Source organism: Acinetobacter sp. YH01022, assembly GCF_013420235.1.
GTDB lineage: Bacteria > Pseudomonadota > Gammaproteobacteria > Pseudomonadales > Moraxellaceae > Acinetobacter.
Genome location: NZ_VOYP01000004.1, coordinates 46629 through 56334 on the forward strand (window position 1 = coordinate 46629; position 9706 = coordinate 56334).

The following is a 9706-nucleotide window of genomic DNA, read 5'->3' on the forward strand; positions in this document are numbered from 1 at the left end:
TGAATTACTTAAAACTGTAGCTTATATATTTAAACACTAATGAAAAATACAAGATCATTTATTTTCTAAATGGCAGAATAATCTTCACCTAATAGTTGTTTATAGATTATACTGCTACAAAAATATAGTAAGACATTTTTTGGATTACTCTTTTGGACGAGTTATATGGAATTACGACACCTACGCTATTTTATCACCGTTGCAGAAGAACTTAACTTCAGTAAGGCTGCATTAAAGCTTTATACCGCACAGCCCTCTTTAAGTCAGCAAATTAAAGATCTGGAAGAAGATGTCGGGGTAAAACTGCTTTATCGTACTAAACGTAAGGTTGAGCTGACTGAAGAAGGTGCCGTATTTCTCGAGCAGGCGCGCTTAACCCTGGCACAGGCAGATAAAGCGATTGCCATGGCACGCCAGGTTTCGCAAGCCAAACAGCAAATGCTGCGCATCGGCTTTGTTCCGGTGGCGGAAATGAAAATTTTTCCTTATGTACTGCCGAATTTACGCGTGCAAAACCCTGATTTAAAAATCGATTTGCTCAGCTTAAACAACAGTGAACAAATGAAGTTGCTGAAAAAAGGGGAACTGGATGTCACCTTTACCCGGCACAATCTCAATAGTGATGAAATTGAAAGTCTATTTGTGTTACGTGAGCCACTGATCTTTATTTTACCGAAAGACCACCCCTTGGCTAAGTATGAACGCATTCCTGTTAAAGAATTGAATGGTATAGACTTTATTATTCCTGCTGCAGAACAGTCCTTAACATTACATAATGCCATTATAGATTTTTCCCATGCCAATGGCATTGAATTCAATATTGTACAAAAGGCCGATAACATCCTGTTTAACATCAATTCTGTAGGGATGGGTTTAGGCTGCACCATTCTGCCGGGCTATGTTGCACCACTAACCATGGAAAATACTGTGATTCGCCCCTTAGATGTAGAACTGCCTTACCTCGACCTGTATGTGAGTTACCATAAAAACAGCAGCTCTATCGCAGTGAAGAAATTTATTGAATTGCTGACCCATGTGTTCTATCTAAATATAAACCGCACTTAAAAATTTTTTTTATGCTTTTGCACCGGATTGAAGCCACCATTATTTTGCTAATAAATAATGGTGGTTTTTTTTATTTCAATTTGTGTATTTTTAGTCCAGATTAGACTTAAGTCTTACGCTTTTTTCTTATCATTAACACGCTATTTATAGGGAATAACGCATAACTTTTTCTTTAGCCATTTATAAATCACATTTCATCATCGAGAATTACAACTTAAGTCTAATAAATTTCCCACAAACTTTTTAAAATGTTAAAAAACAACAATAACGATAAAAGGTTGCCCCCTCATGCATCTATTACGCCGTATAAAAACAGGGATTCAGCACCATCTTTATTTCTTTCTAACCTTTCCGTTTATTGCTGTGCTGTATGCTGCTTTTCAGTTGATGACCTCATGGAACTGGTCAACCTGCCTGCTAATGAGCTGGAATCTGGTCATCTATGCCTATTTATTTTTCACCCTGAAAAAACTCTGGCGCATTGATCATGCGCATATCCTGCAACGTGCGAAGGAACAAGATGCAAGTAAATGGCTGATTCTATTTCTGGTCCTGCTGACCTTATTCATCTGCTTCATTGCGCTTATTATTGAAGTGAATAATTTGCCGAGCAATACGCTCATTCAAACCGCTCATATCATTTTATCCATGGTGACCATTACCTCTGCCTGGTTCCTGATGCATACCATTTTTGCGATTCATTATGCACATGACTTCTATCTGGCACTCGACAAGAATAATGAAGGCGGGCTGGAGTTCCCCAAAACCCCTAGACCGACTTATCCCGACTTTTTATATTTTAGTTACATCGTCGGCACTTCCGCACAAACAGCGGATGTTTCTATTACCCACTCCGCAATGCGGGTTTTAAACACTTTTCACCTGCTGCTGGCTTACGGCTTTAATACCACCATTCTGGCCATCACGATCAATATGGCAGCGAACTTTATCAGTCCTTGAGCAAGAGCATAAAAAAGGATGACCGAAGTCATCCTTTTTATTGGCTAGACGGCGGGATTAAACGCCACGAGCAGTTAAATAGTTTTTAATCACTGTATTGAACTCTTCAGCTTTTTCCACTTGAGACCAGTGGCCACACTGGCTGAAAATGTGTGCATCAGCATTGGGTACAATGTTCAGGATATCCCAGGTACGAGAAACTGGAATCACCACGTCTTGAGTACCATGAATCAACAATACAGGCACAGTGATGTCTTTCATTTTTTCGAAGTCTAACGGGAATTCGAAACGGTCACGGTCACGTGCGCCCACTACGTCCATCAAACGGTTCGATGCATAGTCATTTGCAGCAGAAGCAAAACGTACTTTCACCAGTTCGTCTGTGATCAGGTCTTTGTTCACTACAAACATAGACAATGTTTTCTTGATGCCTTCCTCAGTCAATACCGGGTTGGCATGTGCTTTCAGCGCAGCAGTCTGTTTTGCACCGCCTGTACCCATAGATACGATACCAAGTACACGTTCAGGGTAGTCTAAAGCCAACTGGAATGCTAACCAGCCACCGAGCGAGTTACCGACCAACCAGGTTTTTTCAATGCCCAGTGCATCTAAAGTACGCACCGCATGGTCTACCCAGGCACGGATACCGTAAGCTGTACCTGGCGCTACTACAGTTTGACCATAACCAATAGTGTCGATAGCGATACAACGCGCCTGTTCACCAATTGATGGCAGGTTTAGCCACCAGTTTGCCGCAGCAGATACACCGGTACCTGAACCGTGCAAGAACAGGATAGGTGTACCCTCACCCACTTCGTGATAGTGAGTCAACTCACCTTCTGCAGTTTCAATCCATTTGTCTTCTAAGCCAAAGAATGGATCTGTTGTATATTCAGGGATTTGAACAGTGCTCATACATACTCCTCGTACAGTCTTTAGCTTGCGTTTCCATCTTGATTCAGAATTTAACGTCAAGTTGACTCGGTGAAATTTACTTTTTTACCGCCTTATATTACCTGTTCAAAGCGGTCAAACTGATACAAATTTACGATCAAATACTATAAAAAAACGATAATTTAACTATTTGTTTTTAAAAAATTTATTAAAGACCAAACCCTTATTTTTATTAAGACATTTAATAAAAAATAGCTTTCTACACAGCAAAAAAAAAGCGACTGATTTAAAGCCGCTTTTTTATGACACCGCTTAATTAGAACTTATAAGTATAAGTTGTTGCTACACGGTGTTCTTGAAGGTCGTTACCGAAGTTATAGTTGGTATCGATGAACATGTAGTTGAAGCCTAAGCCTTTTAACTTACCTTCAGGTACAACATAGTTTACGATCACGTTATTTTCGTTTTCTTTGCCTTCCTTCTTACCTGCACCTAGATCAATATTGTCACCACGGAAGTGACGTACTGTCGCAGTTAGACCAGGGACACCTGCTTCAGCAAAATTATAGGTATAACCTAAACTCCATGAACGCTCATCTTTACGAATGAAACTTGCAACAGACCAGTTGTCTAGGAATGGTTGTGGCACCCAACCGCCCAATGTAGGGAACAGTGCGACATCACCAAAGTCGCCAAACATTTGTTGATAACCCAACTGAACAGTGTGCATACCGTGATTTACTTTAGCACCTGCAGAAACGGCTTGGCTGTCAATCTTGCCATATAGTTTGTCGCCAGATTCACTATTGTCAAAATAGCGAACGTGGGTATCTAGTTTGGTTTTTTCAGCCAAAGTCGTTTTATAGTTCGCAGCAACATAATGCTGTTGATAGATGTTGGTGACATCTGCATACCAGTAGCTACCACCCAATTTTGGTGTAAATTGATGATCTACGCCAACAATGTACATGCCATCATCAGTAGACTTATTCGCCGCTTTTGCTTTAGCAAAATCATTTTGTGGGAACAAGGTCAAATCTTGATATTGATTGTCATAACGTGCATTGATGCCATCAATATAAGCCAAGGTCAGCTTCGTATCTTTAAGCTCTTTAGATTCCAACCAAGCACCGCTATAAGTGGTTAATAATTGGCGCGATGGATCAAAGAACACCACAGGTGACATTGGCTGTAAGTCACCTACTTTTAATTCAGTTTCAGAAACTTTAACTTTTAAAGTTGCACCTAACTTAGCATTATCACGTTCAGTTTTCTTCTCATTTTCATTGTATGGCATATGAATGTCATTCACATTACCACGTGATTTTAGACCAATCGCATATTGTGCTAATAAATCAGCGCCCACTTGAATGCCTGCACCAATATCGTGATAACCCGATTTAGCATCTAAAGTGACTGCTTGAGTCCAGTTGCCATAACCTGGGTTATAAACTCCAGCTGTATCTTGGTTATATTCACGGTCTAAATAAAAGTTTTTAAATTTTAATTGGACATTACTGTCGTCAACAAAATCTGCATTCGATGCAGTTGTTCCTAAAGTTGCTGTCGCAGCAAGCATTGCTATCCATAAGTTTTGACGACGCATGGCTGAATTCCTTAGTGATCAAATTAAGCTATGGCGCCATCATGCTAAACAATCACAAGAAACGAAATCCGACCAGAGTATTAAGATTTATTGCCTTTATGGCTATTTCCGCTGGTTTTTATTTTAAAGATTAAGCCCACGTTAAGAACTTTAAACAATAAGTCATTTTATCTTCCTTTCATTTCATTATTGTTAAACCTTTGTTTCAGGGTTTATTTTCAAAGAATTCAGGCTTTTTGACCGCAAAAAAAAACTGATTAATCGCTTTTAAGTTTAACCCAGTCGAAAAATCACTTAAGCAATTGATTATATTAATATATTACAACTATTTCATGATATTTTTTATCTATAAAGCCAAGTGTCAAATCAAGGTCCAGCCATAAAAAAAGCGCCCTTTCGGACGCTCTTTTTCGCTGTGACTTAAAATAAATTAAGCATTGGCTTCTTTTGCTTTAGACATGGTCAATGCCAAGTCTTCAATCATGTCTTCCTGACCGCCGACTGTGCCACGACGACCAAGTTCCATCAGGATTTCACGTGCAGACACGCCATATTTCGCTTCGGCACGTTTAGCAAATAACAGGAATGATGAGTAAACACCTGCATAACCTAGAGTTGCTGCATCACGGTCAGCACGAATCTGATGGGTCATCATTGGAATGATCAGATCTTCCGCAACGTCTTGAACCTTAAACAGGTCTACACCGGTTTCCATCTGCATACGGTTGGCAACCGCAACAAACAGTTCAAGCGGTGTATTACCCGCACCCGCGCCCAGACCGGCAGAAGCCAAATCGACACGTTTTGCACCCGCTTCAACCGCTGCAACCGAGTTTGCTACACCCATGCCCAGGTTATGGTGACCATGGAAACCGATTTCGATGTCTGAACCCAGGTTGGCACGTAAAATACCTACGCGATCGGTTACATCTTTAGGCAACATATAGCCTGCAGAGTCCGTCACATAGATACAGTTTGCACCGTAAGACACCATTTTTTGTGCTTCTTCAAGCAGTTTTTCTGGAGAAGCCATGTGCGCCATCATCAAGAAGCCCACAGTGTCCATACCGAGTTTACGCGCAGCAGTAATGTGCTGTTCAGAAACGTCAGCTTCAGTTGAATGCGTTGCAACACGAATAGTTGCAACACCAACATCATGCGCCATTTTCAAATGGTCAACGGTACCAATACCTGGCAGTAAAAGTGCAGACACTTTAGCCTGTTTCAGGTTTGGAATCACCGCCTTCAAATATTCTTCATCGGTTGCCGCAGCAAAACCGTAGTTCACAGAGTTACCGCCTAAGCCGTCACCGTGAGTCACTTCAATTAAAGGTACACCTGCATCATCCAGAGCCGTTGCAATCGCAACCATTTGCTCAGGTGTAGTTTGATGGCGCATTGGGTGCATGCCATCACGTAAAGTCATATCATTAATAATAATCTTAGACATGAAGATGCTCCTTATGCTTCAACTGCGCTTAAAACACGTTCTGCAAACATTTCTGCGGTACGCGCAGCTGCTGCAGTCATAATGTCGAGGTTACCGGCATATTTAGGCAGGTAATCGCCCAGGCCTTCAACTTCCAGGAAGATAGATACACGGTTGCCATCAAATACAGGACCGTTCACCAGTTTGTAACCTGGTACATATTTTTGAACTTCCTTGATCATTGCATGCACAGATTCTGTGATTGCAGCCTGATCTGGCTCACCTTCAACCAGGCAGTGAACCGTATCACGCATCATCAGTGGTGGCTCTGCCGGGTTAATAATGATGATCGCTTTACCCGCTTTAGCACCGCCGACTTTTTCAATCGCACCGGCTGTGGTACGGGTGAATTCGTCAATGTTTTTACGTGTACCCGGACCGACAGATTTAGTCGATACAGTCGCGATGATTTCACCATATTCAACCGGTTGAACACGCGAAATTGCAGCCACCATAGGAATAGTCGCCTGACCGCCACAAGTCACCATGTTCACGTTTGGCACTTCGCCCGCATCCAACAAAGCTTCCAGGTTTACTGGTGGTATGCAGAACGGACCGATCGCAGCAGGTGTCAAGTCAATCATCAACACGCCAAGTTCATTCAACTTGCGGCTGTTTTCAGCATGAACGTAGGCAGAAGTTGCATCGAATGCAATTTTGATGTCGTCTTCCAGAACGTGAGGAAGTAAACCGTCTACACCGTCAGCAGTGGTTTTTAAACCCATTTTCGCAGCACGTGCCAAACCTTCAGAAGTTGGGTCAATACCCACCATCCATACTGGCTCTAGAAATTCACTGCGTTGTAATTTATATAGCAAGTCAGTACCAATGTTGCCTGGACCGATCAATGCACATTTAATCTTCTTCATGAACAATTTCTCTTAAAAAACGCTCTTAAAATCTGGACTTATTCAGCAGCGAATGCAGCAGTTACAGAACCAAAACCTTCAATTTCAACCACGAATTCATCACCCGGGTTAGCGACAACCATAGGACCTAATGCACCTGTCAGGATGATGTCGCCTGCAAGTAAAGGACGACCACGACGTACCATTTCATCCGCCAGCCAAACCGCAGCGTTTAACGGGTTAGCCAGACATGCTTTACCCACACCTTGAGACACGACTTCTTCACCGCGTTTCATGGTCATTTTGCAATTTACAAGATCAAGATTTTCAAGTTTCACAGGACGTGAACCCAAAACATAAGCCGCAGAAGAAGCGTTATCTGCAACCGTATCAATCAATGAAATTTTCCAGTTTTCAATCCGGCTATCGACTACTTCTACAGCAGGCAGTGCATATTCAGTCGCACTGATAATGTCTGCATAAGTGTGTTTTTCTTGGGTTAAATCTTTGTTGATGATTAACGCGATTTCTGCTTCAACTTTGGGTTGAATCAATAGACCCGCTGGAATCGCTTCGCCATCACCATAAGCCATGTCAGCAAACAACATACCGAAGTCCGGTTGGTCTACACCCAGCTGCGCTTGCACAACTTTAGAGGTCAAACCAATTTTACGGCCAACCAAACGACGACCTTCAGATAATGCGCGCTCTGTATTTACTTCCTGAACGGCGTATGCGATATCCACGTCAGCACTTTCGCCACCAAGTTGCGGGCGAACAGGGGCAATCGCAGTTTTTGATAATTCAGCGTTACGTAATGCTTGCGCAACTGATTCAACAACAGCAGAATTCGACATCAATGTTTCCTTAAACTGCAAAAATTGGACTTATACCGTTATCGATGGAAATGCGATGAACAACAAGAAGAAATCTGTGAACTGATCAAAGCCATCAGCAAAGGGCTGCTGCCCATCTTGGCAAACGCGTATATGTATAAACGGTTTTAGAATCGGAAAATTGCGCTTTTTATGCCAATACTTATTTTATTTATGACAATAGCTAATTCCTATAAATTGACTTGGTTTTATTTTAAAAAAACAGCCATATGAACCAAATATAAAAACTGTTTTCCCATATGAACTTAATGTCAGATTGTCAGATTCATGAAATAACCATCGATCTACGACTAAAAGACTAGATTGAATGCTTATTTTGAGTACAAAAACCCTATTTCAGCAGACCTAAAAATGTTATTTATATTTTTTAAAATCAAAAAACTACAGCTACTTTATGAACCATAAAACCATTTTCAGTACAATTTTACTGAGCATCCTTTCCTGCTCAACTTTCGCACAGAATTATCAGCAGTCACTAAAAGGCAAATACCTTGTTTTAGCGGATGCTGAATGCGCAGGCTTAAAATTTAATGCCCAGGCGACTGCTGCAGCATGGCAAAATGAAATGGACTGCAGCCACGGCTACTATAATAAAGATGCCTGGCGTATTACCTGGATTGCACCAGAAATTTTTGTCATGACTGAAGTGATTCGTCCCAATGAAATTTCACCGCCACGCAATGAAATTTATAAAATCATGAGTATTCAAAACAAAACCGTTACCGTCACCAATTACTGGACGGGTTGGGGCAATCACAAACCCGAACTACAAAAATTTAGAATGAAATAAAGATGAAACTTGTTTCATCACTACCGAGACCCTCTTTATTTCTTCCATCGGGGTAAATAAAAGACCCTTATGAAAGAAGTTCAAAAAAAAGGTGACTTTACATCACCCTTTTTAGTCTTCAGCTTGGATCAAACCGCCTGTTTCAAATTCACATGGTTTAATAAAAGCTGATGCAAATCTGCGACCTCATCTGCAATGGCCAGCGGATGATAGCGGGAAAGGACTTCCGGAGTATGGACCCCATAACTTACCCCTATACGCGGCATGGCAATATTTTGTGCCATTTCCAGATCATAGGAAGTATCACCGACCATAATCGCATGTTCAGCCTGGACACCTGTTTGGGTCAAAATTTCTTCCAGCATTAAAGGATGGGGTTTAGATCGGGTTTCACTGGCCGCACGTGTCGCCGCAAACAGCTCCATGCTTTGTGTCTGCTTCAAAACACGATCCAGACCTTTACGGCTTTTGCCTGTAGCGACTGCCAGTTTCACCCCTGCTTGAGCCAATGCTTCTAACATGTCGGCAACACCAGCGAACCATTGATCACCAGTTGAATTGGCAACATAGTGCTCTGAATAGGACTGTAAAATATCGGCATGTAACTCAGGCACAGCCGGAAATAAACGCTGTGCGACTTCCGGTAAACCTAGCCCGATAATACTTTTGGCATCTTCATCGGTTAAGGGTTGCTGGAATTGTTGTGCTGCGAACTGCAAACTCGCCACAATTTGACCGACCGAATCAAATAAAGTGCCATCCCAATCGAAAATAACCAGTTTTACAGGTGTGTTCATAAATGCTTTCCTAGTATTTGATTCAGTATTTAATTATTCACCTCCCCCTAGCCTTCTCCTACAAGGAGAGAGAAACCCTTTTGCTTAGTCATTCATTTTTTACTAAATCAAAATACTGACTACACGAAGTCTGAGTTAATGACAGAATATTTTACGTGATGTCCCCTCTCCTGAACGAGTTTAAAGCACTGCTTTAAACGATGTGCAAGAAAGGAAACTTGCGCAGCAATGCTGCTTGTATCTTGATTGATATAGTGATTAGCTACCACTATACGCAAATTGTAGAGTTTGTAATGCTGCTAAAATCTTAAATTTGAACCTGAGATAAAACCTACAATTTGCCCCTATCCCTCATACAACT

General features: G+C 41.5%; 9 protein-coding genes. 3 read left to right on the top strand and 6 right to left on the bottom strand.

The window, feature by feature from the left end; all coding sequences use genetic code 11:
• The first annotated feature begins 165 nt into the window (after nt 1-165).
• The gene (gene hcaR / locus FTT87_RS02290) at nt 166-1065 is read left to right on the top strand and encodes a DNA-binding transcriptional regulator HcaR (RefSeq protein WP_086195284.1); all 900 of its coding nucleotides are present in this window, start codon (nt 166-168) and stop codon (nt 1063-1065) included.
• A 288-nt stretch (nt 1066-1353) separates the two neighbouring features.
• Complete coding sequence (locus tag FTT87_RS02295) at nt 1354-2025, top strand: DUF1345 domain-containing protein (RefSeq protein WP_180174276.1); 672 nt, start codon at nt 1354-1356, stop codon at nt 2023-2025.
• Nucleotides 2026-2082: 57 nt separating this feature from the next.
• Here FTT87_RS02295 and FTT87_RS02300 read toward each other — a convergent pair whose 3' ends face one another.
• From FTT87_RS02300 to mhpD, 5 genes are all read right to left on the bottom strand, one after another.
• Nucleotides 2083-2940, bottom strand: a complete 858-nt coding sequence (locus FTT87_RS02300; RefSeq protein WP_180174277.1) for an alpha/beta fold hydrolase — start codon at nt 2938-2940, stop codon at nt 2083-2085.
• Nucleotides 2941-3235: 295 nt separating this feature from the next.
• A complete protein-coding gene (locus tag FTT87_RS02305; RefSeq protein WP_180174278.1) occupies nt 3236-4525 on the bottom strand; it encodes an OprD family outer membrane porin in 1290 nt (429 codons plus the stop codon).
• A 430-nt stretch (nt 4526-4955) separates the two neighbouring features.
• A complete protein-coding gene (gene dmpG / locus FTT87_RS02310; protein ID WP_092819102.1) occupies nt 4956-5975 on the bottom strand; it encodes a 4-hydroxy-2-oxovalerate aldolase in 1020 nt (339 codons plus the stop codon).
• Between the two features lie 11 nt (nt 5976-5986).
• Nucleotides 5987-6883, bottom strand: a complete 897-nt coding sequence (locus FTT87_RS02315) for an acetaldehyde dehydrogenase (acetylating) (RefSeq protein ID WP_180174279.1) — start codon at nt 6881-6883, stop codon at nt 5987-5989.
• Nucleotides 6884-6921: 38 nt separating this feature from the next.
• A complete protein-coding gene (gene mhpD, locus FTT87_RS02320; protein ID WP_086195278.1) occupies nt 6922-7719 on the bottom strand; it encodes a 2-keto-4-pentenoate hydratase in 798 nt (265 codons plus the stop codon).
• 433 nt (nt 7720-8152) lie between these two features.
• Between mhpD and FTT87_RS02325 the strand changes: the two genes are divergently transcribed.
• Nucleotides 8153-8548 (top strand): hypothetical protein, encoded by a 396-nt coding sequence (locus FTT87_RS02325; protein ID WP_180174280.1) that lies wholly within the window; start codon nt 8153-8155, stop codon nt 8546-8548.
• Nucleotides 8549-8676: 128 nt separating this feature from the next.
• On the opposite strand, the gene FTT87_RS02330 is transcribed toward FTT87_RS02325, so the two are convergent.
• Nucleotides 8677-9345, bottom strand: a complete 669-nt coding sequence (locus tag FTT87_RS02330; RefSeq protein WP_180043079.1) for an HAD-IA family hydrolase — start codon at nt 9343-9345, stop codon at nt 8677-8679.
• Between the last annotated feature and the right edge of the window lie 361 nt (nt 9346-9706).

Excerpts from the sequence above, each read along its gene's own strand:
- FTT87_RS02315 (WP_180174279.1), bottom strand. The coding sequence starts at position 6,883 with ATGAAGAAGATTAAATGTGCATTGATCGGTCCAGGCAACATTGGTACT.
- dmpG (WP_092819102.1), bottom strand. The coding sequence starts at position 5,975 with ATGTCTAAGATTATTATTAATGATATGACTTTACGTGATGGCATGCAC.
- FTT87_RS02330 (WP_180043079.1), bottom strand. The coding sequence starts at position 9,345 with ATGAACACACCTGTAAAACTGGTTATTTTCGATTGGGATGGCACTTTA.
- FTT87_RS02325 (WP_180174280.1), top strand. The coding sequence starts at position 8,153 with ATGAACCATAAAACCATTTTCAGTACAATTTTACTGAGCATCCTTTCC.
- hcaR (WP_086195284.1), top strand. The coding sequence starts at position 166 with ATGGAATTACGACACCTACGCTATTTTATCACCGTTGCAGAAGAACTT.
- mhpD (WP_086195278.1), bottom strand. The coding sequence starts at position 7,719 with ATGTCGAATTCTGCTGTTGTTGAATCAGTTGCGCAAGCATTACGTAAC.
- FTT87_RS02300 (WP_180174277.1), bottom strand. The coding sequence starts at position 2,940 with ATGAGCACTGTTCAAATCCCTGAATATACAACAGATCCATTCTTTGGC.
- FTT87_RS02305 (WP_180174278.1), bottom strand. The coding sequence starts at position 4,525 with ATGCGTCGTCAAAACTTATGGATAGCAATGCTTGCTGCGACAGCAACT.
- FTT87_RS02295 (WP_180174276.1), top strand. The coding sequence starts at position 1,354 with ATGCATCTATTACGCCGTATAAAAACAGGGATTCAGCACCATCTTTAT.